22 protein-coding genes and 23 tRNA genes are annotated in these 25,884 nt (G+C 37.8%); 32 read left to right on the top strand and 13 right to left on the bottom strand.

Annotation, left to right across the window (positions count from 1 at the left end; translation table 11 throughout):
- Positions 1-6: 6 nt before the first annotated feature.
- A complete protein-coding gene (gene agaV / locus CZ809_RS05020; RefSeq protein WP_080156283.1) occupies positions 7-480 on the bottom strand; it encodes a PTS N-acetylgalactosamine transporter subunit IIB in 474 nt (157 codons plus the stop codon).
- Positions 481-779: 299 nt separating this feature from the next.
- On the opposite strand from agaV, the gene CZ809_RS05015 reads away from it, so the two are divergent.
- Positions 780-1,247 carry a GNAT family N-acetyltransferase gene (locus CZ809_RS05015; protein ID WP_080156282.1) on the top strand — a complete coding sequence of 156 codons (468 nt, stop codon included), beginning with the start codon at positions 780-782 and terminating at the stop codon, positions 1,245-1,247.
- Positions 1,248-1,330: 83 nt separating this feature from the next.
- Here CZ809_RS05015 and CZ809_RS05010 read toward each other — a convergent pair whose 3' ends face one another.
- Positions 1,331-2,140, bottom strand: a complete 810-nt coding sequence (locus CZ809_RS05010) for a methyltransferase domain-containing protein (RefSeq protein WP_080156281.1) — start codon at positions 2,138-2,140, stop codon at positions 1,331-1,333.
- A 193-nt stretch (positions 2,141-2,333) separates the two neighbouring features.
- Between CZ809_RS05010 and CZ809_RS05005 the strand changes: the two genes are divergently transcribed.
- Complete coding sequence (locus tag CZ809_RS05005) at positions 2,334-3,011, top strand: Crp/Fnr family transcriptional regulator (RefSeq protein WP_080156572.1); 678 nt, start codon at positions 2,334-2,336, stop codon at positions 3,009-3,011.
- Positions 3,012-3,119: 108 nt separating this feature from the next.
- On the opposite strand, the gene CZ809_RS05000 is transcribed toward CZ809_RS05005, so the two are convergent.
- Positions 3,120-4,271 (bottom strand): iron-containing alcohol dehydrogenase, encoded by a 1,152-nt coding sequence (locus CZ809_RS05000; protein WP_080156280.1) that lies wholly within the window; start codon positions 4,269-4,271, stop codon positions 3,120-3,122.
- 210 nt (positions 4,272-4,481) lie between these two features.
- Between CZ809_RS05000 and CZ809_RS04995 the strand changes: the two genes are divergently transcribed.
- The 5 genes from CZ809_RS04995 (at position 4,482) to CZ809_RS04975 (ending at position 10,384) form a co-directional block, all read left to right on the top strand.
- Positions 4,482-5,429, top strand: a complete 948-nt coding sequence (locus CZ809_RS04995; RefSeq protein ID WP_080156279.1) for an AraC family transcriptional regulator — start codon at positions 4,482-4,484, stop codon at positions 5,427-5,429.
- A 107-nt stretch (positions 5,430-5,536) separates the two neighbouring features.
- Positions 5,537-6,154, top strand: a complete 618-nt coding sequence (locus CZ809_RS04990) for an NAD(P)H-dependent oxidoreductase (protein ID WP_080156278.1) — start codon at positions 5,537-5,539, stop codon at positions 6,152-6,154.
- Between the two features lie 2 nt (positions 6,155-6,156).
- A complete protein-coding gene (locus CZ809_RS04985) occupies positions 6,157-8,094 on the top strand; it encodes a monovalent cation:proton antiporter-2 (CPA2) family protein (RefSeq protein WP_080156277.1) in 1,938 nt (645 codons plus the stop codon).
- Positions 8,095-8,309: 215 nt separating this feature from the next.
- Positions 8,310-9,341: a polyamine ABC transporter substrate-binding protein gene (locus CZ809_RS04980; RefSeq protein ID WP_080156276.1), complete on the top strand. Its 1,032-nt coding sequence runs from the start codon at positions 8,310-8,312 to the stop codon at positions 9,339-9,341.
- Positions 9,341-10,384, top strand: a complete 1,044-nt coding sequence (locus CZ809_RS04975) for a histone deacetylase family protein (RefSeq protein ID WP_080156275.1) — start codon at positions 9,341-9,343, stop codon at positions 10,382-10,384. The genes CZ809_RS04980 and CZ809_RS04975 overlap by 1 nt, the downstream gene beginning before the upstream one ends.
- 64 nt (positions 10,385-10,448) lie before the next feature.
- Here the strand turns inward: CZ809_RS04975 and CZ809_RS04970 are convergent, their stop codons facing one another.
- The 3 genes from CZ809_RS04970 to CZ809_RS04960 form a co-directional block, all read right to left on the bottom strand.
- Complete coding sequence (locus CZ809_RS04970; protein ID WP_080156274.1) at positions 10,449-10,703, bottom strand: hypothetical protein; 255 nt, start codon at positions 10,701-10,703, stop codon at positions 10,449-10,451.
- Between the two features lie 111 nt (positions 10,704-10,814).
- A complete protein-coding gene (locus CZ809_RS04965; RefSeq protein WP_080156273.1) occupies positions 10,815-11,699 on the bottom strand; it encodes a DMT family transporter in 885 nt (294 codons plus the stop codon).
- A gap of 156 nt (positions 11,700-11,855) precedes the next feature.
- Complete coding sequence (locus CZ809_RS04960) at positions 11,856-12,563, bottom strand: SDR family oxidoreductase (protein ID WP_080156272.1); 708 nt, start codon at positions 12,561-12,563, stop codon at positions 11,856-11,858.
- 204 nt (positions 12,564-12,767) lie between these two features.
- Here CZ809_RS04960 and CZ809_RS04955 point away from each other — a divergent pair.
- Positions 12,768-12,858, top strand: a tRNA-Ser gene (locus CZ809_RS04955).
- 20 nt (positions 12,859-12,878) lie between these two features.
- Here the strand turns inward: CZ809_RS04955 and CZ809_RS04950 are convergent.
- The 5 genes from CZ809_RS04950 to CZ809_RS21470 form a co-directional block, all read right to left on the bottom strand.
- Complete coding sequence (locus tag CZ809_RS04950; protein ID WP_080156271.1) at positions 12,879-13,094, bottom strand: hypothetical protein; 216 nt, start codon at positions 13,092-13,094, stop codon at positions 12,879-12,881.
- Between the two features lie 193 nt (positions 13,095-13,287).
- On the bottom strand, positions 13,288-13,821 hold the full coding sequence (locus CZ809_RS04945; protein WP_080156270.1) for a hypothetical protein: 534 nt from the start codon (positions 13,819-13,821) through the stop codon (positions 13,288-13,290).
- 165 nt (positions 13,822-13,986) lie between these two features.
- Complete coding sequence (locus CZ809_RS04940) at positions 13,987-16,140, bottom strand: ExeM/NucH family extracellular endonuclease (protein ID WP_080156269.1); 2,154 nt, start codon at positions 16,138-16,140, stop codon at positions 13,987-13,989.
- A 66-nt stretch (positions 16,141-16,206) separates the two neighbouring features.
- Positions 16,207-17,208 carry a porin gene (locus CZ809_RS04935; RefSeq protein WP_080156268.1) on the bottom strand — a complete coding sequence of 334 codons (1,002 nt, stop codon included), beginning with the start codon at positions 17,206-17,208 and terminating at the stop codon, positions 16,207-16,209.
- Between the two features lie 209 nt (positions 17,209-17,417).
- Positions 17,418-17,546, bottom strand: coding sequence for a hypothetical protein (locus CZ809_RS21470; protein WP_268877578.1), 129 nt, complete (start codon positions 17,544-17,546; stop codon positions 17,418-17,420).
- Between the two features lie 300 nt (positions 17,547-17,846).
- Here CZ809_RS21470 and CZ809_RS04930 point away from each other — a divergent pair.
- The 7 genes from CZ809_RS04930 to CZ809_RS21120 all read left to right on the top strand — a co-directional run bounded on the left by CZ809_RS04930 (position 17,847) and on the right by CZ809_RS21120 (position 19,139).
- Positions 17,847-17,937: transfer RNA gene (locus tag CZ809_RS04930), tRNA-Ser, on the top strand.
- Between the two features lie 40 nt (positions 17,938-17,977).
- A tRNA-Asp gene (locus CZ809_RS04925) sits at positions 17,978-18,054 on the top strand.
- Positions 18,055-18,107: 53 nt separating this feature from the next.
- Positions 18,108-18,183: transfer RNA gene (locus CZ809_RS04920), tRNA-Thr, on the top strand.
- 9 nt (positions 18,184-18,192) lie between these two features.
- A tRNA-Tyr gene (locus tag CZ809_RS04915) sits at positions 18,193-18,277 on the top strand.
- Positions 18,278-18,283: 6 nt separating this feature from the next.
- Positions 18,284-18,359: transfer RNA gene (locus CZ809_RS04910), tRNA-Asn, on the top strand.
- 290 nt (positions 18,360-18,649) lie between these two features.
- Positions 18,650-18,739: transfer RNA gene (locus tag CZ809_RS21125), tRNA-Asn, on the top strand.
- A gap of 310 nt (positions 18,740-19,049) precedes the next feature.
- Positions 19,050-19,139 (top strand) — tRNA-Asn (locus tag CZ809_RS21120).
- 534 nt (positions 19,140-19,673) lie between these two features.
- Here CZ809_RS21120 and CZ809_RS04905 read toward each other — a convergent pair.
- Both CZ809_RS04905 and CZ809_RS04900 read right to left on the bottom strand, forming a co-directional pair.
- Complete coding sequence (locus tag CZ809_RS04905) at positions 19,674-20,045, bottom strand: hypothetical protein (protein WP_080156267.1); 372 nt, start codon at positions 20,043-20,045, stop codon at positions 19,674-19,676.
- A 9-nt stretch (positions 20,046-20,054) separates the two neighbouring features.
- Entirely contained in the window at positions 20,055-20,375 is a 321-nt protein-coding gene (locus tag CZ809_RS04900) for a monooxygenase (RefSeq protein ID WP_080156266.1), read from the bottom strand.
- A gap of 106 nt (positions 20,376-20,481) precedes the next feature.
- Here CZ809_RS04900 and CZ809_RS04895 point away from each other — a divergent pair, with 106 nt between their 5' ends.
- The 17 genes from CZ809_RS04895 to CZ809_RS04820 all read left to right on the top strand — a co-directional run bounded on the left by CZ809_RS04895 (position 20,482) and on the right by CZ809_RS04820 (position 25,809).
- A complete protein-coding gene (locus tag CZ809_RS04895; protein ID WP_080156265.1) occupies positions 20,482-21,390 on the top strand; it encodes a LysR family transcriptional regulator in 909 nt (302 codons plus the stop codon).
- A gap of 104 nt (positions 21,391-21,494) precedes the next feature.
- A tRNA-Ser gene (locus CZ809_RS04890) sits at positions 21,495-21,585 on the top strand.
- A 40-nt stretch (positions 21,586-21,625) separates the two neighbouring features.
- A tRNA-Asp gene (locus CZ809_RS04885) sits at positions 21,626-21,702 on the top strand.
- A 50-nt stretch (positions 21,703-21,752) separates the two neighbouring features.
- Positions 21,753-21,828: transfer RNA gene (locus CZ809_RS04880), tRNA-Thr, on the top strand.
- 9 nt (positions 21,829-21,837) lie between these two features.
- Positions 21,838-21,922 (top strand) — tRNA-Tyr (locus tag CZ809_RS04875).
- A 440-nt stretch (positions 21,923-22,362) separates the two neighbouring features.
- Positions 22,363-22,453, top strand: a tRNA-Ser gene (locus CZ809_RS04870).
- A 41-nt stretch (positions 22,454-22,494) separates the two neighbouring features.
- A tRNA-Asp gene (locus CZ809_RS04865) sits at positions 22,495-22,571 on the top strand.
- 53 nt (positions 22,572-22,624) lie between these two features.
- Positions 22,625-22,700 (top strand) — tRNA-Thr (locus CZ809_RS04860).
- Between the two features lie 9 nt (positions 22,701-22,709).
- Positions 22,710-22,794, top strand: a tRNA-Tyr gene (locus CZ809_RS04855).
- A 6-nt stretch (positions 22,795-22,800) separates the two neighbouring features.
- A tRNA-Asn gene (locus CZ809_RS04850) sits at positions 22,801-22,876 on the top strand.
- A gap of 1,378 nt (positions 22,877-24,254) precedes the next feature.
- Positions 24,255-24,345: transfer RNA gene (locus CZ809_RS04845), tRNA-Ser, on the top strand.
- A 41-nt stretch (positions 24,346-24,386) separates the two neighbouring features.
- Positions 24,387-24,463: transfer RNA gene (locus tag CZ809_RS04840), tRNA-Asp, on the top strand.
- Between the two features lie 53 nt (positions 24,464-24,516).
- Positions 24,517-24,592, top strand: a tRNA-Thr gene (locus CZ809_RS04835).
- Positions 24,593-24,601: 9 nt separating this feature from the next.
- Positions 24,602-24,686, top strand: a tRNA-Tyr gene (locus CZ809_RS04830).
- Between the two features lie 6 nt (positions 24,687-24,692).
- Positions 24,693-24,768 (top strand) — tRNA-Asn (locus tag CZ809_RS04825).
- Between the two features lie 296 nt (positions 24,769-25,064).
- Positions 25,065-25,156 (top strand) — tRNA-Asn (locus tag CZ809_RS21115).
- A gap of 176 nt (positions 25,157-25,332) precedes the next feature.
- On the top strand, positions 25,333-25,809 hold the full coding sequence (locus CZ809_RS04820; RefSeq protein WP_080156264.1) for a hypothetical protein: 477 nt from the start codon (positions 25,333-25,335) through the stop codon (positions 25,807-25,809).
- Positions 25,810-25,884: the final 75 nt, after the last annotated feature.

Below are 25,884 nucleotides of genomic sequence, written 5' to 3'. Positions count from 1 at the left end.
ATCCTTTTACAGTAGAGTAAAAATATCCGTTGCTGTTTCTGTTGGAACACCTTGGATATAACATGCAATTTGATGATCTTTAAGGTAATGAAACGCGGCAATATCATCGCTATCAACCGAGACTGTTTTCGCTATTTGATTTTTATTGGCACAGTAATGCATATTGCCGACATTAATCGCAGCAATGGGTACACCACCTTCAATAAGATGCTGAAAATCTGTTGGTGTTTTACAAACAAGTAAAATCCTTTGTTTATCGTTAGCTTTATGAATGGTTTCAATTGTTTTTTGAAGGGTCCAGAATCGAATACTGATACCATCAGCAATAACCATTTCCATCAGATTTTGCTGTATTTCATCATTGGCAACCTCATCATTGGCAACAACAACAATATTTGCGTCAGCGAATCCAACCCATTGCACACCCACTTGACCATGAACTAAACGTTCATCGATACGACTTAACACTATATTTGGCATATATAGACCTCTGTTATTTTGGTTTTCACTTTCTTTCTTATTTTTATGAAAACATGTTTTTAAATCATATTTTGTATTTCAAGTCACAATTCGAAGTTATTCGAAAATATAAATCTTTCGTTTTGTTGTTTTTGTGCTTTTGCTTTTGATGTGTGTCACTAAATAAATAAAGCATCAGGAACTTGATGAATATGAATGTTAATTGATCAGATGTGTTATGACGTGAGCAGATGAAGCTGTTTGATTTTGTTATATGCGGTATTCTATGACGAGGATTTACCAACAAAAAAGGATACACAGTGGAATTAGTAAAAGTTAATACCAGCAATCTAGCGATCTATTTAAATTTAACTCAAGCTTATGAAGCTGAATTTTCACCGTTAACGAAGAAAATGCCTGATGATGAGGGTAAGTTTGCTTTAGACACTCCAATTGAGGGTAATGTCACTGGCTATTTATTGTATATCGAAGGTAAACCCGCAGGATTAGCTGCTATTGCTAACGAGAGTGTTGATCATTACGAAGTGTGTGATTTTTACGTTGTACCCGTATTTCGTAAGAACAAAGCTGGTCAACGTTTTGCCCATACGCTATTTGATATGATGCCGGGTCTATGGCAAAGCAAGCAGATTGCAGGCGCTGATAATGCGATTGCTTTTTGGCGACGCGCGATTGGTAGTTACACCAATGAAGTATTTGTTGAAGACATTTATCACGATGAATACTGGGGTGATGTCACCCGCCAATGTTTTAAAACCACCGCTTAATTCGCAGTTGCTTAAATAGTAATATATTAAATAAAACCCCTATTATTTATTCAATGATAGGGGGGCTTTTTTTAACTATATATTTAAATTAATGGCTTCTTTTTAACTACAAAAGTAATGGCTGCTAAGTTATCACTATGCTGTCGAAAAACATTTCGCATATTTAAAACCCGTTTTCTGACATCAGGCTTTGTGGCTAAATTTTTAAAAATCTTAAAACACCCAATAACCCCTTCATCTTGCAGCATTCTAGCCGGCTCCAATAAATGCATCGGAGCAATCGCTTCATATTCTATTTCAAAGCCACACTCATTAAGAAGCTGCCCCCATTCTTTCGGAGTAAGTGGCTTCGCTGGATGTTGAATAGTTTCTGTTAATACTTTTTGAATATAACGCTGTTTGTTACTATCAATATCACTGGGAATGATGCACATTTCATGAATACCAAAGCGGCCATTAGTTTTTAATAGTCGATTGGCTTCCTCAATAATCTGCTTTTTACGGGTACTTGTTTGCATGGTTAACATTGCTTCACAATATACAATTGAAGCAATTTCTGAGCCCAATTGAGTCTCTTGTGCGCTATTAATATGGCAGGTTTGATGATCGCCATTGAGATAAGAACGGACAATTTCTGCTGCTTGCTCATTTTGCTCTACTGCGATGTAAGTTTTAGGTCGCTTCGTTAGCGTTATTTGTGCCGTTAATCCAACCCCTGGCGCAAATTCGATAACATCATCACTTGTCGTAATATTAAGTTGAGTGAGCATTTTATTGGTGAGATATAGTCCACCTGGGCGGAGTACTGTTTTTCCTATTTGCGCAAGTAACCAATGGCCTGGTCGTTTTTCAGGTTGTTGGTTTTCACCTGGCATCATAAGTTTATTCGGCATATTTTTAGTATCCTAATGAAAAAGAATAGGAACAAAAAGTAGAAGTATTGAGATAAAACTTATCCAGCGAAAAGTTACACTAATGTCATCCATAAAAAGTTCCTTTCTAAGCTTGAATCTAAAATGATAATCATTATCATACAATGATGCATTTAAAATGCATCTTGATAATTATCAAGTAGAGGACGGTAAGATGAACTTTTCCATTATCTCTTTAATGAGTAAAACACAACTTGCCTCGTTGGCATTACTGCAAGAGAAAAGATTTTATCAGGCTGGTACGATACTGTTTCATCAAGGCAAAGAAGCTAATCGTATGTACGTAATTGAAAAAGGGAAAGTGACACTTTATCGATTAATGCCTAATGGCGAAGAGAAGGTATTCAATGTTTTTCTTGCGGGTGATGTGATTGCTGAAATGGCGATGTTTATGTCACCTCGTCAATACCCAATGACGGCAAGGGTAGAGCAAGATTCTGTTTTAGCGATATATAAACATACTGATATAAAAAAAATAGTCTCTCAAACACCAGAGCTTGCTGTCAGCGTTATGGAGTATATGACCAATAAAATTCATAGTTTAGTCAATGAGGTTAATATTTTAACGCAAGTAAATGCGAATCAACGGTTTGTGATGAAACTGGCTGAGATATATAAAAAGCAATCAACCAAAGATAATAAAATCAGCTTATCGATAACAAAAAAATTATTAGCTACGCAATTAGGTATGACCCCTGAGACATTATCAAGAACGATTAAACGTTTAAAAGATGAAGGGCAATTAATTGAACATGGTAATAGTTTTCAAATTAAAGATATTGCAGTGCTTTGCCTGTCAGTAAATTTAACCGCTGATATCTTCTATCACTAACCGTTAGTAAAAGGTACATAATATTGAAGTTCCCAATAAAAAGGCTAGATATAAAATACCTAGCCTTTTTATTTATGGTTTATTTATGGTAATAATATTGGGTAATGACTACAGCGCGGTTTCTAAAATCTTGCGGCTGTCTGCAATCGTTAGTTTTCCTTGTTCACCTAGTGCTGTTCTGCCATGTTTTTCAAGGCTAGCAACTAATACATCAATATCAGCAGTGCCTAGTTCAACATCAGCCAGTGAGGTTGGAACGTCCATTTCTTTAAAGAAAGCAATCGTGCGTGCGATTGCTGCATCAATACGCTCGTCAGTTGTGCCGTTAGTAATACCAAATACGCGTTCTGCATATTGAACTAATTTTGCTTGTTTCTCTTTACGACAAACTTGCATTACCGCAGGTAGCACGATGCTTAATGTACGGGCATGATCGATACTGTAGTTACCAGTAAGTTCATGGCCAATCATATGTGTAGCCCAATCTTGTGGAACACCCACACCAATTAAGCCATTCAACGCTTGCGTTGCAGACCACATGATATTGGCACGAACCGCGATATCATCTGGAGTTGCTAGTGCTTTCGGGCCTTCTTCGATAAGCGTTAACAATAGACCTTCAGCAAAACGATCTTGAACTTTAGCATTCACAGGGAAAGTTAAGTATTGTTCCATGGTATGAACAAAAGCATCTACAACACCATTAGACACTTGGCGAGGTGATAGGCTTAATGTGGTTTGTGGATCTAAGATAGCAAACGTAGGCTTCACTAATGCTGAGCCAAAGAACAGCTTATCGTGACCACGAGAAACCACAGCACCGCCATTAGTTTCAGAGCCTGTTGCTGGTAATGTCAATACACAACCGATAGGTAACGCAGCTGTTATTGGTGCTTGATCATGCAAAATTTCCCATGGATCTGCGCCTTCATAACATGCTGCTGCGGCAATGAATTTAGTGCCATCAACAACTGAACCACCACCAACAGCTAATAAGAAGTCATAGCCTTCTGCTTTCACTTTAGCAACGGCTTGCATTAGGGTGCCATATTGTGGATTTGGCTCGATGCCTGAAAACTCACTCCAATTAAAGCCTGTTAGTGCTGCGGCAACTTGTTCATAGACGCCGTTATTTTTAATTGAGCCGCCACCGTAGATAACTAAGATTTTCTTATCTTTCGGAATGTCATTGGCAATTTCAGCAATTTGACCTTCACCAAAATGAATTTTTGTAGGGCTTTGATAGGTAAACTTATCCATTTTATTTTCCTTAGAACAGCAAGCTGAGCTGATTATTATAATGATTTTAGTTATCAGATACTGAGTACCTTAGATGTCTCCAGTCTAGGGGATAATACGTATTTACTTAATACATAATTCTCTTTAATGCTTGCCTATTTCTCTTTTGTTGCTGCTATTAATAGTAAATGTCTGCTAAGGTGACTGAAATGATTCTGTGAGTAGATAACCATGAAAAGTGGAAGCATTGCAAAGATAACCGCATCCCAACCGACCACCATACCAACATCCATAATTACCTTGGCCTATTCGTTATGTGAGTATTATGGCTTAGCGCATCAATCTGGTCGTGTAGACACCAATCTTGCTGGAATACGGTTATTTAGAATTGATAGTTATCACAAACATAGCCCACAAATGTATGAGCAAGGTATTGTTATTATTATTCAAGGTCACAAAACTGGTCATTTAAATCAACACCAATTTAATTACGATCCACAACGATGCTTATTAGTTACGACACCTTATCCTATTGTTTGTGAGACCTTTGCCTCACAACAACAGCCATTGATTGGAATTAATATCGATTTTGATCTAACTGTTATTCGTCAGTTAGTCACCATGATTGAATCTGAGCAGCAATATCCATTTAATTATGAAGGCAGTTGTGGTGTGGCAACCGCAAAGATGACAGAACGCATGTATCGCAGTGTCGAGCAATTATTAGAAGTATTGCACGATCCTCTTGATGCGATGGTTGTTGGTCCATCACTGATTCGGCAGTTGTTTTATTATTTACTGCAAGGCGATCAAGGGTATTTATTAGCGCAATATTGTGAACAAGATAGTGCGTTAGCTAAAATTTCATCGGTAATAGATTATGTACAATTGCATTATGATACTAAATTACAAGTGCATGAGTTAGCGGCAATGGCTGGAATGAGTGTGTCTGTTTTTCATAAAGTGTTTAAACAGGTCGTGACCGATCCACCACTGCAATACATTAAGAAAATACGGTTAAATAATGCCAAGACGTTAATCTTACAACAAGGTATGGCTGCTAATATTGCAGCGGGACTGGTGGGGTATGAGAGTCCTGCGCAGTTTAGCCGTGAATTTAAGCGGTATTTTGGTTTACCGCCAAGTAAAATTCATGAAAATGCAGGATTTATTCGGTAGTATGTCTAAATAGTATCGCTGATATGCAATCATGATAGATTTTTATAATATAATGTTTTATTAGCGTACTATTTATCAATGATAAGACAACAATAATAAGGAAAATAATGTCTGCTTCTCAAAAAAAAGTGCTGATTCTATTTGCTCATCCGTCACAAAACCGTTCTGAAATCAATGTACCGTTATTTAATGCATCTAAAGGTTTTGATCACGTTACTACCGTAGATTTATATGCAGAGTACCCCAATTTCCGTATTGATATCGATAAAGAGCAGCAACGGTTACGCGATCATGATGTGATTGTATTTATGTTTCCATTGTATTGGTATTCCACGCCATCGTTATTAAAAGAATGGCAAGATCTGGTGTTGGAATATGGTTTTGCTTATGGCAGTGAAGGTAAAGAATTAATAGGTAAAAAATTCTTTTGTGCGCTAACTGCTGGTGGCTCTGAATCAAGTTATCGCAAAGAAGGTTTTAACCATTTTACGATTCGACAATTGTTACAGCCGTTAGAACAAATGGCTGAATTAACGGGGATGGAGTTTTTGGCTCCGTTTGCGTTATTTGGTGCAGGCACAGCTACGGAAGAACAACGGATCACCAAACATCTACAAAATTGGCGTCGCGTATTAATCGCAATAGCAGAGAACAAGCTTGATTATGACGTTGCGAGTAAATTATCAAAATTAAATCATAGTCTTGATATTGTGATCACGGAGTAGCTATGACGGGAATATTTTTACAAGCATTTATCTATTTAGTCGCAGCTGTGATTGCGGTGCCGATTGCGAAACGGTTTGGGCTTGGTTCTGTGCTGGGCTATTTAATTGCCGGTGTCGTTATTGGCCCTGTAATTGGATTGGTTGGCAGTGAAACCACTACTATTCAGCACTTTGCTGAGTTTGGGGTGGTGATGATGCTCTTTATCGTTGGTCTTGAGCTTGAACCTAAAATGCTATGGGGTATGCGCCATCGCTTATTGGGGTTAGGTGGACTACAAGTTGTGGTGACCGCGGCTGTTGTGATGGGAATCGCTATGGCATTAGGACTTGGTTGGACTTATGCCTTAGCCATTGGTTTGATCTTTTCATTGTCATCAACGGCGATTGTATTGCAAACCTTTAATGAAAAAGGGTTAAGTAAAACTGAAGGCGGAAAAAGTGCGTTTTCAGTGTTACTGTTTCAAGATATTGCCGTTATTCCGATGCTGGCATTAATTCCGCTATTGGCATTGCCTGAATTAGTTGAAAAAGCACAATCAACCATGGCGACCGCTGCTGAACATCATGAAGAACTGAGTTTAGTCGCAGGTTTGCCCGGATGGGGATATGCCATTGTGGTGATCCTTGCCATTGCAGGAGTTGTTGTTGGTGGGCATTATCTTAGCCGGCCATTATTCCGTTTTGTTGCTGCGTCTGGTTTGCGTGAGATTTTTACAGCTACAGCATTAATGTTGGTGATTGGTATTGCCACATTAATGAGTTTAATTGGATTATCGCCAGCGTTGGGTACGTTCCTTGCGGGTGTAGTACTGGCAAACAGTGAATTTCGCCACGAATTAGAATCGAATATTGAACCGTTTAAAGGCTTATTGCTGGGATTATTCTTTATTACTGTTGGCGCTGGGATTAACTTTGGTATTTTGTTTGATCAGTTTGGTACCATTATTGGATTAACTCTGGGTGTAATGCTGATTAAAGCGTTGGTATTACTAATATTAGCGTTTGTTTTTAAAGTGAAAGGCAGTGATAGATGGCTATTTGCACTTAGTTTGGCACAAGCGGGTGAATTTGGGTTTGTATTATTGAACTACACCGTCCAAAACAATGTATTACCTGCTGAGTTGGGTCAGACATTATCATTAGTCGTGGCATTGTCGATGTTCTTAACCCCTGGGTTATTTATATTATTTGATAAAGTCATTTTACCCCGATTTAGTGCGGCTAAAAATGAACGCGAAGCGGATGAAATTGATGAACAAGGAAAAGTCATCATTGCGGGTATTGGTCGATTTGGTCAGATTGTGAATCGCTTATTGACCTCAAATGGCATGCAAACCGTGGTACTCGATCACTCTGTGACTCAAATTGATAATATGCGTCAAATTGATATTAAGAGCTTTTTTGGGGATGCGACGCGACATGATTTATTGCATACCGCTGGTATTGAAGATGCCAAAGTGTTTGTTGTGGCCATTGACGATCAAGAACGCGCGACAGAGTTAGTTCATTATATTAAACAGACTTACCCGCATGTTCGTGTATTAGCGCGCGCTTATGATAGAGGTCATCATTACTCATTACGTTGTGCTGGTGCGGATTATGTGATTAGTGAGACCTACCGTTCGGCATTAGCGATGGGTGCACAAGCTTTGAAAGAGCTCGGTGTACACCCGTTTAGAGCAGAGCAGCAAAAAGAAATGTTTGTTGAGACTGAAGCAAAGAGTAAAGAGTTGCTGTATCAAACATGGCGTGATAGTACCGAAGAAGATCGTTTTAATGCTTCTTATGTCGAGCTGTTTAGACAATTAGAACAAACGCTAGGTGAAGCCATGAAACAAGAGCGTACTGATAAACATACTAAATCAGAACGTGGTTGGACACCGCCCCCGAAGAATTTTATTGCAGAAGCAGAACAAATGCAGGCGAATAAGAATAACTAACCTTGATGGGTGAGATTCTTGAGCTCAAATAACACATGCAATTAAGTTAATAAGACGCTAACTGATTAATCATTAGCGTCTTTTTTTTATATTATTGAACTCATATCTATGTAGCATTTGCATACAATTTCTAAATAACTGCTTAAATTTATTTATGTTATTGTCAGCTGGGAAAGCTTATTTCGAGCTTTATTTGAATATTGGTAATAGGTGAAATGTTTAAAAAGAATCTACTTGCATCGCTTCTACTTAGCTCTTTCGTTGCTCAACCTGCTCTCGCTGACACAACATTAAATATTTATAATTGGTCAGAATATCTACCAACAGAATTATTGACACAGTTTACGAAAGAAACCGATATCAAGGTTAACTATTCAACGTTTGAAAGTAATGAAACGATGTATACCAAGATCAAAATGATCGACGGTAAAGGGTATGATTTAGTTTTCCCATCTACTTATTACGTGTCTAAAATGGCTGATGAAGGCTTATTAGCGACATTAGATCATAGCAAGATCCCTGCATTTTCTAAACTAGATAACACGATTTTAAATCAATCATTTGATCCCAATAATCAGTATTCATTGCCTTATGTTTGGGGGAGTACCGCATTAGGTTATGATAGTGATCGCATTGATAGCCACCAGATCACACACTGGAAAGATCTGTGGAAGCCTGAATTTAAAGGTAACGTGTTATTAACTGACGATCCACGCGATGTGTTTGGCATGGCATTGATTATGAATGGTCATAGTGTTAATAGCCGTAATGAAGCTGAAATTAAACAAGCTTATGAAACATTAAAAACATTGATGCCAAATGTGGCAGTATTTAATTCAGATGCGCCACACATTCCTTATATTGCTGGTGAAGTGTCAGTTGGAATGCAATGGAACGGTACTGCGGTACGTGCTGAAAATGAAAATCCAGCACTTAAATTTGCTTATCCTCAAGAAGGTACTATTTTCTGGATGGATAACATGGTTATTCCCGCTGCCAGTCAGCATAAAGATGCGGCCTACCAATTTATTAATTTCTTATTAAAGCCTGAGAACCAAGCTAAAATTATCACAGAAATTGGCTATGCTGCGCCTAATTTAGAAGCATTAAATAATCTTCCTGATACTATTCGTCAAAGTGAGATTATCTTTCCACCAAAAGCGATTAAGCAAAAAGGTCAATTTCTAGCGGATGTTGGTGATGCGACGGCACTCTACCAGCGTTACTGGATGGAGTTAAAGAAATAATGAAAGTTATCTACACTGAAAAACAACGTTTGCACCATGTACGTTTTGAATTTTTAAATGGTGAAGCGACGCCGTGTTTTGAAAAACCAGAACGTGCCGACATGGTGCTGAGTGCGCTAAATAACCACGGTGGTTTTACGATGGTTGAACCCAATAGTTATGGTGATGCGCCACTGCGTTGGGTTCATACTGATGATTATGTTGATTTTCTTGCTAGCTGCTGGGATCAGTGGGTAGAAGCGTTTGGTGGTGTACATGATGCGTCGCCATACTGTTTTGCACCTGCACGTCATTTACGTAACCGTATTCCAAAAGATATCGAAGGTCGATTAGGGTATTACAGCTTTGATATGACCGCTGCTATTACTGCTGGATCTTGGAAAGCAATTGTTGCTGCAACTGAATGTGCACTAACTGGTGTTGATTTAATTAAACAAGGTGAGCATGCCGCGTTTGCGCTATGTCGTCCCCCTGGTCATCATGCGGCTTCTGATTTGATGGGGGGTTATTGCTACGCTAATAATGCGGCTATTGCAGCAGAGAGCTTTATTCGTCAAGGCGCGAAGCGAGTTGCAGTCCTGGATATTGATTACCATCATGGCAATGGTACGCAAAGTATTTTCTATCATCGTAATGATGTGTTATTTGCTTCTATTCATGGCGATCCTGATTATGATTATCCACATTATCTAGGTTTTGCTGATGAAGAAGGTGAAGGCGAGGGACTAGGCTTTAATCTAAACTTGCCATTACCGCTACATACAACTGATTGGTCGGTGTATGAGCCAGTATTAGCGCAAGCATTAACTCGCATTGCAGACTATAAACCTGAAGCGTTAGTTATATCATTGGGTATGGATACCTTCGCCGATGATCCTATTAGTTACTTTAAATTGATGCGTAATGATTATCAAAATATTGGTTGGATGATTGGCTTATTAAATATTCCAACACTATTTGTTTTTGAAGGGGGCTACGCGGTTGATGACTTAGGCCATAATACCGTTGCCGTCCTTGATGGATTTAATAAAGCACTCGTTTAAGTTTATCGTAATCTAAAATTATGCAAGATGAAAAGCGATAGTCGAATGGCTATCGCTTTTTTATTTATAAAACAATCCCCATATAAACGCATAACTCACGCTTAATTCGGTTATATTCACTTGATATGACTTTCTGAGCTTGATAGTCAGTATCATCATCGGTTGCTATATCGTTTTCTTCAATTTCTAAAAAAGGCAATTCAGTGCTATTTGTTAATAGATAAAGAGCACGATGACCATCTATTTTATAATTTAAATCAAAGGCTACAATCGTTTCCATATTGATATAAATGTTATTAATTTTTAGTGCTTTTTTCATTACTGATATCCTATGTAAGTAACGTTAAAGTCACATATAACTTGTGGCTGAAAATAGCATATTCCGAGTCTTAGCCTTTGTATGCAGAAAGTTCTGCAATGAAAGATTGTATTATTCGTTAACAGCAATCGCTTGAATTGAATCTTTTTTATGCTGCTTTCTTTCAACTTTAGCTAACCACAATAATGGCGCAATTATCATTACTGTTCCTACTAAGGTTGTTACATCTGGCACTTCATTAAATAAGAAATAGCCGACAATCACGGCACCAATTAAGCCGCTATATTCAGCACTGGCGATTTTATTACTTTCTGCTGCTCGATAAGCCACTACGCATGTGGCGGCATACACTAAAATTAATGCACTAGAACCAGAGGCGGTAATCAAAGGTGACCAATCCCATGGTTTGTTTTCCCATAATGCTAGTGCGAGTGATGCAGGCATACCTATTAAGTTTGTGAGTAACAATGTTTGGGCTACGCTTTGTTGGGTTGGTAATTTGCGAATAAAAAGGTTATTTACAGCAATCGTGAATGCAACCACGAGCGCGGCTAATGCTGCCCAGCTAATGTCTGTTGGGCGTACAATAACTAACACGCCGGCAAAACCGATGATCCCCGCAGCAATAGAATAACGACTGAGTTTTTCACCGTAAACCATGACGGCTAACGGAAGCATGATCAAGGGTGCAGCATAGAAAATAGCATTGGCTGTCGCTAGTGGTAGCGTATTTAAAGAAATAACCATAAATATTGCGCCTAATAACCACACATGAGCACGCATACAATGCCATTTTAAGCCGACTAAAAAACTTTGTTTGGTTGCGCGTAAACAAAAAGGAAGCAGGATCACTACCGCTGATAATTGGCGGAAAAAGACAAATTGGAATACTGCGGCATCTTTGCCCATGGTTTTTATTAGTGCATCAGAAAGTACAGCGACCAAATTACCAATAATTAAAATGGTCATAGCAAAGCCAACAGAACGTTTTTTCATTATACCTACCGCAATAAACAAGGAGAATAAGTGGTACTGATTGAGGTTAAGAAACGCAAATAACAGCATTAATAAGCTTGTATATTATGATGAATTTCACATTATGTATAATAATATAAAATGTGTTCTATCGGTATTGTTTATGCTTAAAAGCTATCACCAAGGAAGGGTGTTACCGTCATAACTTAAAAATTGCCCCGTTTCTTGTGGTGTGAGTCGTGCTAATAAGCTCAATAAGCATTGTGCAGTATAAGAGGGGGTAAATAACTTGTGGGGCGCAACATTACGTTGAAATGGTTTTGAGAGTTGGCTTGCGGTTGTGCCAGGGTGAAAAGCAATAACACAACAATGGGGAAGTTTGGTGCGCCATTCAATACTAATAGTTTTAATAGCCATATTAAGTGCGGCTTTTGAGCTACGATAACTGATCCAGCCACCTAATTTATTATCTTCAATACTGCCAACTTTGGCTGAAATAGTCACAAAATAACTGCGTGATGATGTTTTTAATGCCGCCATAAAATGTTTGGCAATTAATAAGCTAGGTAGTGTATTCGTTTGAATGTTGGTTTGGAAAAAATTCGTATCAAATTGTTGAATAGACTTTTCAGGTTGATGCTCAGTTGTATGGAGCATACCAACAGCATTGATCACGACATCAAGTTGAGGTAGTTGTTTTGCTAGTGCTTTAATATGATTCTCAAGTGTAATATCACATTGATGCCAATGTAGCTGTGAATGTTGATATTGAGGCTGGTGGTGAAAAAAAGTCGCATGGATGTTTGCATGTGGTTTAATGAGTAACAATTGTTGAACGATCGCTAACCCTATACCACCTGTGCCACCAAGAACTAATACATTCATGAGATCTTCCTTGAAATCGTAATATTATTATTTATCAATATTGTAACAATGGCTGCTAAATTAAATTATAGCTAACCTTCTGTAATATGCAGGGAGTGATAAAGCAGCTAAAATTCAATTATCAGTGTAATAAACGCTCGCTTAAATTCCTTTATAGAATAAAACCTTTACAGATAATACTGACCGCTATAGTATACGCCGCATGGAGAGATGGCTGAGCGGTTGAAAGCACTGGTCTTGAAAACCAGCATACGTTTATAGCGTATCTAGGGTTCAAATCCCTATCTCTCCGCCACATTCTTAAAAAGCCAACACTTAGATGTTGGCTTTTTTGCGTCTGAATAAAATAGCGATGTATTTAATTGGTGTAATAAAAGCGGGTTCAAATCCTCTAATACCCAAATCAGCTCCGCCAAATTTAAGAAAGCCGTTAGAATTTGGCTTTTTTGCGTCTGAATAAAATAGCGATGTATTTAATTGGTGTAATAAAAGCGGGTTCAAATCCTCTAATACCCAAATCAGCTCCGCCAAATTTAAGAAAGCCGTTAGAATTTGGCTTTTTTACGTCTGAATAAAATAGTGATGTATTTAATTTGCGTAATAGGGGAGTGATTATCAGTATGTTGTAGAATAACCTCGTTGATGATAACGAGGCTTTGATATATCGACCATCGAGATGAGAAAATGTTGAAGGCTAGTCTGTTTTTGATGGTGGTTGAGTGTATTAAATAGCTAACGCATTATGCACATTGATATTGTATTTTATAATATGTGATAGAAATAATAACCGTTCAACTTTTAAGTCAGTTAAGCGATGTAAATCATATTCTGATGGATATTTATGATTAAGATCCAATAAATTAAATTGGTCATCAATAATTATTTCTTTTTTTAATGATTTCATTATTAATGAATGACAATAATCTTGTGGTGAGTCTTCGAATGGTATTTTTTTAATGATTTCATCAATTGTTATTATATTTCTATATTCAAAGAAATCGAATAGTTGATCTTCAATCATATTTGCTAATTTTTCACTATCAATATGAGTGTCTTTTGATATTTTATTATATTCAATTGTAACTCTAACTTTAGGGCTTGAAATTATTTTTTCTTTTATTTCAATTTCAAGAATACAGGTTGTTTTATACTTTTCAAACCAGGAACGAATTCTTTTTTCAACATCAGATTTATAAAGAAAAGGTTTTATCCATGCTTTATTTAATGATATTGAAAGTGATTTTGTAGAACTCAGCATGTAATTAGTATCCTAAAATAGACGAAGCATGATTACATCACTATGTAGGATTTGATTTTATGATAAGCATCACATTGCAAGTATGAAGAAATCAATAATTATTAGAATTATCAGTAATATTACTTTCCAAAAAAAAGAGGCTTACTCAGCCTCTTTTTATATTGGTTATTTATTATTCTTTTTTCTTAATAGAAATATTCCAAATAAGGAGATTAGTCCCATTAAACCTGTTGAACCGCCTGAGTGTTTATCTTTTGTTTCATCTTTTACTGGTTTTGTAATTTTTAAATCCATGACAGCCGGATCGTGATCAGATGCTCGGTAAATATCTTTATAACGAGGAGAACATGTGCCTTTATTGCAATTATTTTTATCTGCATATTCTAATAACGTAGTTTCTCCAGCATTAATATTCCAATCTTTAGCATCGATAACCTTACTTTTTAGATCCGGTGATAATAGAATATAATCTAATGTACCAATATTATTTTGATATGAGAAGCTGTATGAATCAGGATGTAATTGACGGATGATATTAGTGTAACCATAACTTTTATTAATCACTTTACCTTCTGGTCCATATAATGGTGTTCCAGTTTCTTGATTACCACCAATATAGGTATACCCTGCAGCTTTGATAGTATGATCTTTAGGTACATTATTACGATTAGTTAATATTATTACAGGATCTTCATTTGCGTACGAATTTAGATCGCCAATAATAACTTTAGATCCTGGAATTTTAGCTAATATTTCACCTAAATGTTCTGCGGCAGCAACCCGCAAGTTTTCGCATGAGCCTTGTTTATCTGCATCAAGTTGTTTTCCAGTGTTAACATCTTCCCAGCAAGTAGAACCTTTGGATTTAAAATGGTTAACAGAGATGGTTAACGTCTTATCTGTACCTTTGATTTTAAAGGTTGGAGCAATAGTATCACGTTGATGATTACTACCACTTTCTATTTTTTGTTTACCTTTTTCATCGGTATATTTAACTTCAGGAGCATGTTGCTCTGGCATTTTTATTATACGGTATTGCTCTAATGTGACTTTACTTGGTTTATAAATTACTTGGCTTGAAATGGCATCACCGCCAACAAATTTTTCATCATTATTAGGTTTTACATACGCATAATGCTCAGTGGGATCTTTAATGCGATCATTAATTTTAGTTACGAGATCATTAACGGCAGAATCCGATTGAAAGCCATTATTTTCAATTTCCATTAAACCGACAATATCAGCATTCATACGTACAATGGCATTGGCTATTTTACTGCTTTGAAGATCAAATTCGGTTTGAGTTGTCGCCCCTCTATTTTGTTTTAGCGGGTTTTGAGTTTCACCTGTAAAGGGAGAGTTGAAGTAATTCAGAACATTAAAACTAGCAATACGTAAATCACCGCCTTGTTTTAATTCTGGCGCGTAGGTTCTATCATTTGTATGAATAAATGTATTTGTATCAGCTTTATTCGTGACATAGAAACGGTAATCACCATAAGAATAACCAATTACACCTTCTAAGCCATTAACGACATCACCAATACGAATATAATTATCAGTTGTTCCGGTGCCGTTATCTTTACCAAAGGTTGGGTACCAAGGAATATCACCGTTTGCAGCTTTGGTAAAAGACTCAATAACTAATAAATCATTGGACTGATATGTATGAGAGGTTGTTGGTGCTTGTGTTTGATTAGGGTGTACGTTTACAGTCCCATGTGAAAGTAACATGTTGTTACGATATGAATTAAAATCAAAACCATAATTTTTCGTGACGTTTAGATCTGAATTCTCATTAATGCGTACTAGCATTCCTTCGTAACGTTCTAAATCAAATTTATTGGCATCATCAAATGTTAAAACGGTTACTGGTGGTAATTTATTATCAACTTTACTTAGTTGGATGTCTGCAACATCAATTAATTTAGTCCAATGATAATCTTCACTAACTCTGGCAGTAAGGTTTATCTCTTGTCCTACCTTTAAGTTATTAATTGCTGTTGTTTGAACAAAAATACCATCAGAAGTTGCAGGATTATTATCCGTCATGGCTTGCATGAAAAAGCCTTGCTGCAGATCTTTACCTAAATTGTGTTGCTGAATAGCAGTAATAATCCCTTTAACGTTATAGCGGTAAGTGGATACATGTTGTTTATTAGGAACATCAATGCCGTCAACAGGAGAGTATTCGTCATTACCTTGAATCTGTTGAATGGATAATGTTTTTAGTTCATTTTGATTATCAGCAGCACATAGTTGAAAACTAAATGATGAAATGGTGGCACCAATAATTATTGCTAAAATATTTTTTTTCATGAGTTACGTTCCATGTGTATAACAATATATAAGTATCATTCAATGAGTTAAAATATCTGATGTTATTTAAAACCAATAATATGCTTTTAAATAACCTAGTGTACCTGTATTACCCCCCATTGCAGCTTCAGCAACGAGTTTTACATTCTTGGCATACATATATTGCGTACCAACGACAACATGTTGGTCATCTTTGTCGTTATTATCGTCATTGTAAATATTACCTACAATATAACCTGTTAATTGGCTTGTAATGTCGTAAGAGCCCGATAATACATAGGTCATGCTATTTTTGTTTACACCATCACGGTCGGAATAAGAGGTAAACCCACCAATAGCAAATTTGTTAATTTTATACTTGCCGTGTAATGAATATAATTCACCACGATTATGGACGGTTTCAGCAGCAGCTATAATGGTGAGATTGTTAGTAAAATAGCCAGCATAGCCATTTATAACTTCACCTTCTCGAGAATCAGTTACGTATGATCCTTTTTTCCCTAAAAATATGCCATTTTCATCATACATTGATTGCGCGTCTTGTTCGTAATCCCAACCTTTTGCTGAATATGAAATTCCAACTTTTAAAGCGCCAAATTCACCACGGTATTTAATCGTATTATCTTGATCTCCCGCTTCTGATACTTCGTCGGCTAATTCATTTGAGAAATCGCCAAAAGCATCATAGTGATCATAGGCTGTATCTGTTCGTCCAAATTCGACTGTTTGTTTATCTGTTAAGAAATATCCGATATAAGCTTTATCAATGACTAATCTAAAATTATTTTCATAAGTCCAATCAGTGCGTTCTGCATCAATTTCTAATTTGGCATAAAATTTATTAGTTTGTCCTTTTATACCAATGGTTCCAAAAGAGTCATCAACATAGGATTTAGATTTGTCGCCAAAAGGGGATTTATCTCTATTTGTGACAATGGTTCCGCCAATTTCAGCGCCACCATAGATATCTAATCTATCGCCATTATCTTTTTTATAAATAGTTGCAGAATGAGCTAAGCTACTCATAAGCAGGGATGAAATAGCAATCGCCAATATTTCTTTTTTCATTTGATTTACTCACAGATTAATTTCTGCGAATAAAATACCCCCAAGGAATAACCTTGATGTAGTAATTAATGATGTCAAATGCATATATCGAATGGAAGTGTGATACGTAACAAAGCAAACGTTTGCTTTTTGATTTAAATTTGGAGCAAGATCAAAGTATTAATTATTGAGTTAAATAATGATTTTAGTGATAGGGCTCGAAAGGGTAGTTAACGGTGAATACTCTGTGTTGTTTCAATATTACCATGGGCTTGAATAACTGTACCTTGAGATTGGCAACAGCCGCTGATCGCTATAGAGATTAGTATTAAAGCAGCGATGTTTTTTATGGTGATCATTTATAAGACCAGAATGAGTAACAATGAGGTTAAGTTTACCTGCATCATTAATAAGTAACAAGGATGTAAATTTTAACTATTATGTTGTGTAACGATTTTTACATCGTTATCTATTGTGTAACTCTAGTGAATCTTAATCATTAAATCATCGATAAATATAGATGAAATTCTAGGATTATGAGCTTATTGATCTTATTTTGATTGTTTTTAGTCATGATTGATTGATAAAAGTGCAGTTGATGTTTTTTTTACGATTTTTACTTTACAGTTAGCTTCACCAACTATATTATTCGCCGCATTGGAGAGATGGCTGAGCGGTTGAAAGCACTGGTCTTGAAAACCAGCATACGTTTATAGCGTATCTAGGGTTCAAATCCCTATCTCTCCGCCATATTCTAGAAGTTTGATTTAATCGAGTTTCATACAGAATTGGAGCGGTAGTTCAGTTGGTTAGAATACCGGCCTGTCACGCCGGGGGTCGCGGGTTCGAGTCCCGTCCGCTCCGCCAACATAAAGACATAGTGTTGATTAATATTAACATGCTATGTAACGAAATTTTGTGCCGACTTAGCTCAGTAGGTAGAGCAACTGACTTGTAATCAGTAGGTCACCAGTTCGACTCCGGTAGTCGGCACCATTAAATTTCGGTGGGATTCCCGAGTGGCCAAAGGGAGCAGATTGTAAATCTGCCGGCACTGCCTTCGAAGGTTCGAATCCTTCTCCCACCACCATATAATTCCTTCTTAGTTCAGTTGGTAGAACGGCGGACTGTTAATCCGTATGTCACTGGTTCAAGTCCAGTAGAGGGAGCCAAATAGAGAAGCCTGCAAGAAATTGCGGGCTTTTTTACGTCTGAAATTTGGCAACTGTTGAATGATAAAGAAGCGAATCCTTCTCCCACCATCATATAATTCCTTCTTAATTCAGTTGGTACTCTTTATTGGGAAGCTTAGCGGTCTGTTAAGTCACATGTCACTGGTTCAAGTCCAGTAGAGTGAAGCCAAATAGAGAAGCCCGCAAGAAATTGCGGGCTTTTTTACGTTTGAAATTTGATGCTTCGAGAATACGAGAATGTGTGAAGCTAACTCCCACCATCATATAATTCCTTCTTAATTCAGTTGGTACTCTTTATTGGGAAGCTTAGCGGACTGTTAATTCACATGTCACTGGTTCAAGTCCAGTAGAGGGAGCCAAATAGAGAAGCCCGCAAGAAATTGCGGGCTTTTTTACGTCTGGATTTTGGTGTGCTAGGTGCTAGGTGCTAGGTGCTAGGTTTTGAGGTTGCAGGGTACTTGAACCACCACCATATAATTCCTTCTTAGTTCAGTTGGTACTCTTTATTGGGGAGCTTAGCGGACTGTTAATTCAGATGTCACTGGTTCAAGTCCAGTAGAGTGAAGCCAAATAGAGAAGCCCGCAAGAAATTGCGGGCTTTTTTACGTTTGAAATTTGATGCTTCGAGAATACGAGAATGTGTGAAGCTAACTCCCACCATCATATAATTCCTTCTTAATTCAGTTGGTACTCTTTATTGGGAAGCTTAGCGGACTGTTAATTCACATGTCACTGGTTCAAGTCCAGTAGAGGGAGCCAAATAGAGAAGCCCGCAAGAAATTGCGGGCTTTTTTACGTCTGGATTTTGGTGTGCTAGGTGCTAGGTGCTAGGTGCTAGGTTTTGAGGTTGCAGGGTACTTGAACCACCACCATATAATTCCTTCTTAGTTCAGTTGGTACTCTTTATTGGGGAGCTTAGCGGACTGTTAATTCAGATGTCACTGGTTCAAGTCCAGTAGAGTGAAGCCAAATAGAGAAGCCCGCAAGAAATTGCGGGCTTTTTTACGTTTGAAATTTGATGCTTCGAGAATACGAGAATGTGTGAAGCTAACTCCCACCATCATATAATTCCTTCTTAGTTCAGTTGGTACTCTTTATTGGGGAGCTGAGCGGACTGTTAATTCATATGTCATTGGTTCAAGTCCAGTAGAGTGAAGACAAATAGAGAAGCCCGCAAGAAATTGCGGGCTTTTTTACGTCTGTATTTTGATGAAGTGAGGTTTCGAGGCTGCGAGAGTGTAAAGTGCTAGATCCCACTACCGTATAATCCCCAGTTAGTTTAGTTGGTGCTCTTTATTGTTTTTTAAATTGTAGATAGGTGAAAATCGAAAGAGTAATGAAAAATGCAGGATCACTCCATCCGAAACCAACAAAAATTCCAGTTATGCCAGCATAAACAGTAATTAAAGCACCTAAAATATTTAACGTTAATAATGCAATGAACAGTTTTTTTGCAGTAGTACCAGACTCAATTTCTCTTAGTTGTAAGTTAATTACGGCAATACCGCCTAAAAATATTGTAGTGTGTTGGGATAAAAAATAAGTATATTTATCATTTATTTCAACGCCATACATCGGCCATATTATGTTAGGAATAAAAAAAAGCGCTAATGCAAATAGTAAATAAATATAGCCGTGGAATGTTAAAAACGTTTTGTTAGTCATGTTATAGTTTTAGTGCTGGATGGTGTTAGTTATTGGGCCTTGATTAATATTAGTCAGTGGTTGATTAATATCAAAAATAACACCACGTACTTCAGATACTCCTAATTGTTGTAAGCGTACTGTGTGCATCGCTAAATAGGCTTTTGCTGTTGCTTCAGTTTCAAAAAGGTAGATACCGCCAGCTAATTTTTGTTGTGCATTTTCAGTCCAAATTTTCCAGATCATACCTGGTTCTTGATTTATAGATTTAGCAAGCTCCGTCAATGCCGCAGTCATATTTTCGCCAAAAGGCCCATTAAATTCGAAATCAACTTGTAGTAATTTAGCCATCAGATTGTCTCTTTTATGTGTGAGTTTGTGTTTTACTCATTATTGTCTATAAAAAATAAACAGAAAAGTTCATAATATTGCATTTAAGTGTGAAAAAATTAGACATATGAGACTTAAAAGTACGTTAGACCAGTGGTTAACATTATATGAAATCGATCGTGCAGGTAGTTTTCAAGCGGCAGCAATTGTATTAAACAAAAGCCATACCACACTTATTTATTCAGTTAAAAAGCTAGAATCACAATTAGGTATTATTCTTATTGAGGTTCAAGGACGTCGAGCAGTATTAACAGAAGACGGTAAATCTTTGTTACGGCGTGCAACGACGATGCTAGAGCAAGCGCGTGAATTGGAAAATATAAGTCAGCAGCTTTCCAAAGGGTTTGAATCTGAAATAACCATTGCTGTTGACCATTTATGTGATTTAGCTTGGCTTTATAAGCCGATGGAACAGTACGTAAATATTAATGGTGCAACATCTGTTCAAGTCGTTGAAACATCATTAACAAAAACCACAGATATGGTAATTAATGAGCGAGCCGATATTTCAATTATTAATTTACCTGTAACAAATTATTCAGCAGAAGCTTTTGGTGTTATAACAATGGTGCCAATAGTCGCTGTGACTCATCCGTTAGCCTTAAAAAATATAGTATCTCTTGCTGAAATATCGACACTTCCTCAAATAGTGATTAGAGATTTAGGTTATGAACCGACAAAAAAACATCAGCAAGATGTTGGTTGGTTGAAGTCGAGACAACGTATTACTGTTGACAATTTTGCTCATGCATTTCAAGCGGTGGAGCAAGGTGTTGGTTTTTGTCGTATACCGGAGCATATGGTGAGGGATAGGAATAAAACTCAAGTGGTTGTACTTGAAGTAGAGCATGCACAAAAGTACCAAGTACCGATGCACTTAACGCTTCCCAAAGGAGCTAAGACAGGTCCAGCAGCGAAAGCTTTTTATGACATATTATTGCAGTCAGCCAGTCATCGACGTAAACAATACTCATAATTGGACAGAGAAGGATCGAATTGAACAAAGGCTGTTCGCTTGAGTTATTCTTTATAAATAAAGAGTTTACAGAGTAACTGGAAGCCGTTATTATTCTCGGCATTGGAGAGATGGCTGAGCGGTTGAAAGCACTGGTCTTGAAAACCAGCATACGTTTATAGCGTATCTAGGGTTCAAATCCCTATCTCTCCGCCAAATTCTAGAAATGCGATATAATCGGGTTTCATAAAGAATTGGAGTGGTAGTTCAGTTGGTTAGAATACCGGCCTGTCACGCCGGGGGTCGCGGGTTCGAGTCCCGTCCACTCCGCCAACATAAAGACATAGTGTTATTTATTAGCATGCTATGTAACGAAATTTTGTGCCGACTTAGCTCAGTAGGTAGAGCAACTGACTTGTAATCAGTAGGTCACCAGTTCGACTCCGGTAGTCGGCACCATTAAATTTCGGTGGGATTCCCGAGTGGCCAAAGGGAGCAGATTGTAAATCTGCCGGCACTGCCTTCGAAGGTTCGAATCCTTCTCCCACCACCATATTTTTAGTTCTACTGGTGATCTTTATTGGAAAAAGTTGTGGCCTGTTAATTATATGTCACTGGTTAAAATCCTGAAAAGCAAAGCCAAATAGAGAAGCTCGCAAGAAATTGCGGGCTTTTTTACGTCTGGATTTTAGTCAATGTAGTTTCGAGTTTCGAGTTTCGAGGCTGCGAGAGTGTAAAGTGCTAGATCCCACCACCGTATAATCCCCAGTTAGTTCAGTTGGTGCTTCTTTATTGGTGAGATCTTACAGTCATTCGTTATGGAGGGTGATCCTTTTGAAATCTAGTCACCTCATTATATTGGCTTGTGGTTTGTTGTATAAAACACCAAATTGAATGATATTAATAAGCTTTGATTAATTGGCGATCACTTAAAAAGCTTTTTAATATTATTGCTTTACAAGGAAAGGGTCGCACTATATTATACGCGGCATTGGAGAGATGGCTGAGCGGTTGAAAGCACTGGTCTTGAAAACCAGCATACGTTTATAGCGTATCTAGGGTTCAAATCCCTATCTCTCCGCCATATTCTAGAAGTTTGATTTAAATCGAATTTCATAAAGAATTGGAGCGGTAGTTCAGTTGGTTAGAATACCGGCCTGTCACGCCGGGGGTCGCGGGTTCGAGTCCCGTCCGCTCCGCCAACATAAAGACATAGTGTTGATTAATATTAACATGCTATGTAACGAAATTTTGTGCCGACTTAGCTCAGTAGGTAGAGCAACTGACTTGTAATCAGTAGGTCACCAGTTCGACTCCGGTAGTCGGCACCATTAAATTTCGGTGGGATTCCCGAGTGGCCAAAGGGAGCAGATTGTAAATCTGCCGGCACTGCCTTCGAAGGTTCGAATCCTTCTCCCACCACCATATAATTCCTTCTTAGTTCAGTTGGTAGAACGGCGGACTGTTAATCCGTATGTCACTGGTTCAAGTCCAGTAGAGGGAGCCAAATAGAGAAGCCTGCAAGAAATTGCGGGCTTTTTTACGTCTGAAATTTGGCAACTGTTGAATGATAAAGAAGCGAATCCTTCTCCCACCATCATATAATTCCTTCTTAGCTCAGTTGGTACTCTTTATTGGGGAGCTGAGCGGACTGTTAATTCATATGTCATTGGTTCAAGTCCAGTAGAGTGAAGACAAATAGAGAAGCCCGCAAGAAATTGCGGGCTTTTTTACGTCTGGATTTTGGTGTGCTAGGTGATAGGTTTTGAGGTTTCGATAGTGCAGGGTACTTGATCCACCACCATATAGTTCCTTCTTAGTTCAGTTGGTACTCTTTATTGGGGAGCTTAGCGGACTGTTAATTCACATGTCACTGGTTCAAGTCCAGTAGAGTGAAGCCAAATAGAGAAGCCCGCAAGAAATTGCGGGCTTTTTTACGTCTGGATTTTGGTGTGCTAGGTGATAGGTTTTGAGGTTTCGATAGTGCAGGGTACTTGATCCACCACCATATAGTTCCTTCTTAGTTCAGTTGGTACTCTTTATTGGGGAGCTTAGCGGACTGTTAATTCACATGTCACTGGTTCAAGTCCAGTAGAGTGAAGCCAAATAGAGAAGCCCGCAAGAAATTGCGGGCTTTTTTACGTCTGGATTTTGGTGTGCTAGGTGATAGGTTTTGAGGTTTCGATAGTGCAGGGTACTTGATCCACCACCATATAGTTCCTTCTTAGTTCAGTTGGTACTCTTTATTGGAGAGCTTAGCGGACTGTTAATTCAGATGTCACTGGTTCAAGTCCAGTAGAGTGAAGCCAAATAGAGAAGCCCGCAAGAAATTGTGGGCTTTTTTACGTCTGGATTTTGGTGTGCTAGGTGCTAGGTGCTAGGTGCTAGGTGCTAGGTGCTAGGTGCTAGGTGCTAGGTTTTGAGGTTGCAGGGTACTTGATCCACCACCATATAATTCCTTCTTAGTTCAGTTGGTACTCTTTATTGGGGAGCTTAGCGGACTGTTAATTCACATGTCACTGGTTCAAGTCCAGTAGAGTGAAGCCAAATAGAGAAGCCCGCAAGAAATTGTGGGCTTTTTTACGTCTGGATTTTAGTCAATGTAGTTTCGAGTTTCGAGGCTGCGAGAGTGTAAAGTGCTAGATCCCACCATGAAGTGGCATAGTTTAGTTGGTGCTTCTTTATTGGCGAGATCTTGCTGTCATTTGTTATGGAGGGTGATCCTTTTGAAATCTAGTCACCCCATTATATTGGCTTATGATTTGTTGTATAAAACACCAAATTGAATGATATTAATAAGCTTTGATTAATTGGTGATCACTTAAAAAGCTTTTTAATATTATTGCTTTACAAGGAAAGGGTCGCACTATATTATACGCGGCATTGGAGAGATGGCTGAGCGGTTGAAAGCACTGGTCTTGAAAACCAGCATACGTTTATAGCGTATCTAGGGTTCAAATCCCTATCTCTCCGCCATATTCTAGAAGTTTGATTTAAATCGAATTTCATAAAGAATTGGAGCGGTAGTTCAGTTGGTTAGAATACCGGCCTGTCACGCCGGGGGTCGCGGGTTCGAGTCCCGTCCGCTCCGCCAACATAAAGACATAGTGTTGATTAATATTAACATGCTATGTAACGAAATTTTGTGCCGACTTAGCTCAGTAGGTAGAGCAACTGACTTGTAATCAGTAGGTCACCAGTTCGACTCCGGTAGTCGGCACCATTAAATTTCGGTGGGATTCCCGAGTGGCCAAAGGGAGCAGATTGTAAATCTGCCGGCACTGCCTTCGAAGGTTCGAATCCTTCTCCCACCACCATATAATTCCTTCTTAGTTCAGTTGGTAGAACGGCGGACTGTTAATCCGTATGTCACTGGTTCAAGTCCAGTAGAGGGAGCCAAATAGAGAGGCCCGCAAGAAATTGCGGGCTTTTTTACGTCTGGATTTTGATGCTTCGAGAATGCGAGAATGTGTGAAGCTAACTCCCACCATCATATAATTCCTTCTTAGTTCAGTTGGTACTCTTTATTGGGGAGCTTAGCGGCCTGTTAATTCACATGTCATTGGTTCAAGTCCAGTAGAGTGAAGCCAAATAGAGAGGTCCGCAAGAAATTGCGGGCTTTTTTACGTCTGGATTTTGGTGTGCTAGGTTTTGAGGTTGCGACAGTGCCGGGTACTTGATCCACCACCATACAATTCCCTCTTAGTTCAGTTGGTGCTTCTTTATTGGAAGATTAGCGGACTGTTAATTCAGATGTCACTGGTTCAAGTCCAGTAGAGTGAAGCCAAATAGAGACTTCACAGTAGATAATATTGGTTATGTATTGTTATTGCTAAAATAATTTTTACTATCAACTAGTGTCGTTGATATTTTATTTTTTATAAAGGTAATTTCCATTTTAGTTACTATCAATTCATTAAATATAGGTATTTAATATAGAAAGAATAATATAAGGACAAAATGATGAAAAATTTTAATCATAGCCATCATGATACATTAGATTGTATTAATTCATTCATTAAAGAGCCCAATAAGTTAATAAATTATTTATCTGAGTTTGATGAATGTATAAAAACCGTACATATTAATGATGCGGCTTTTATTATAGAAAGTTTATTTGAACAAGAAATTGCTAAAGATACAATACTATTTCCAGAAATACATATTTATGATGTGAAAACAGCAATTGGTAATGATCCTAGTGATTCCATAAAAAAAATGATTGATAAGTTACCTTCCTTGACATTATGTCTGATAAAACTTAAGTGTGGTGAACTACTTACTTTTGTCGATGCATTTTTTTGTAGTCGAAATACGGCACTTCTTATGTTAAAAAACTTAGAGAATAATCTTGATGAACATAAGCGATCTTATCATATTGAGTACCACGGTTTACCTCATGGTGAAATGCTTGAGTCATTACATTGCAACGATAGATAAGTTTGATAGTTATAAAAATAGAATGGATGATTAACAATAGTAAGTAGTATATATCAAGTATAAAAATGGCAAACA

The organism is Photobacterium piscicola (assembly GCF_900166965.1).
Lineage (GTDB): Bacteria > Pseudomonadota > Gammaproteobacteria > Enterobacterales > Vibrionaceae > Photobacterium > Photobacterium piscicola.
The sequence above is the reverse complement of the archived record's forward strand: the minus strand, read 5'-3'. Positions and strand labels throughout refer to the sequence as shown.

Excerpts from the sequence above, each read along its gene's own strand:
- agaV (WP_080156283.1), bottom strand. The coding sequence starts at position 480 with ATGCCAAATATAGTGTTAAGTCGTATCGATGAACGTTTAGTTCATGGT.
- CZ809_RS05010 (WP_080156281.1), bottom strand. The coding sequence starts at position 2,140 with ATGCCGAATAAACTTATGATGCCAGGTGAAAACCAACAACCTGAAAAA.
- CZ809_RS05005 (WP_080156572.1), top strand. The coding sequence starts at position 2,334 with ATGAACTTTTCCATTATCTCTTTAATGAGTAAAACACAACTTGCCTCG.
- CZ809_RS05000 (WP_080156280.1), bottom strand. The coding sequence starts at position 4,271 with ATGGATAAGTTTACCTATCAAAGCCCTACAAAAATTCATTTTGGTGAA.
- CZ809_RS04995 (WP_080156279.1), top strand. The coding sequence starts at position 4,482 with ATGAAAAGTGGAAGCATTGCAAAGATAACCGCATCCCAACCGACCACC.
- CZ809_RS04990 (WP_080156278.1), top strand. The coding sequence starts at position 5,537 with ATGTCTGCTTCTCAAAAAAAAGTGCTGATTCTATTTGCTCATCCGTCA.
- CZ809_RS04985 (WP_080156277.1), top strand. The coding sequence starts at position 6,157 with ATGACGGGAATATTTTTACAAGCATTTATCTATTTAGTCGCAGCTGTG.
- CZ809_RS04980 (WP_080156276.1), top strand. The coding sequence starts at position 8,310 with ATGTTTAAAAAGAATCTACTTGCATCGCTTCTACTTAGCTCTTTCGTT.
- CZ809_RS04975 (WP_080156275.1), top strand. The coding sequence starts at position 9,341 with ATGAAAGTTATCTACACTGAAAAACAACGTTTGCACCATGTACGTTTT.
- CZ809_RS04970 (WP_080156274.1), bottom strand. The coding sequence starts at position 10,703 with ATGAAAAAAGCACTAAAAATTAATAACATTTATATCAATATGGAAACG.
- CZ809_RS04965 (WP_080156273.1), bottom strand. The coding sequence starts at position 11,699 with ATGAAAAAACGTTCTGTTGGCTTTGCTATGACCATTTTAATTATTGGT.
- CZ809_RS04960 (WP_080156272.1), bottom strand. The coding sequence starts at position 12,563 with ATGAATGTATTAGTTCTTGGTGGCACAGGTGGTATAGGGTTAGCGATC.
- CZ809_RS04945 (WP_080156270.1), bottom strand. The coding sequence starts at position 13,821 with ATGCTGAGTTCTACAAAATCACTTTCAATATCATTAAATAAAGCATGG.
- CZ809_RS04940 (WP_080156269.1), bottom strand. The coding sequence starts at position 16,140 with ATGAAAAAAAATATTTTAGCAATAATTATTGGTGCCACCATTTCATCA.
- CZ809_RS04935 (WP_080156268.1), bottom strand. The coding sequence starts at position 17,208 with ATGAAAAAAGAAATATTGGCGATTGCTATTTCATCCCTGCTTATGAGT.
- CZ809_RS21470 (WP_268877578.1), bottom strand. The coding sequence starts at position 17,546 with ATGATCACCATAAAAAACATCGCTGCTTTAATACTAATCTCTATAGCG.
- CZ809_RS04905 (WP_080156267.1), bottom strand. The coding sequence starts at position 20,045 with ATGACTAACAAAACGTTTTTAACATTCCACGGCTATATTTATTTACTA.
- CZ809_RS04900 (WP_080156266.1), bottom strand. The coding sequence starts at position 20,375 with ATGGCTAAATTACTACAAGTTGATTTCGAATTTAATGGGCCTTTTGGC.
- CZ809_RS04895 (WP_080156265.1), top strand. The coding sequence starts at position 20,482 with ATGAGACTTAAAAGTACGTTAGACCAGTGGTTAACATTATATGAAATC.
- CZ809_RS04820 (WP_080156264.1), top strand. The coding sequence starts at position 25,333 with ATGAAAAATTTTAATCATAGCCATCATGATACATTAGATTGTATTAAT.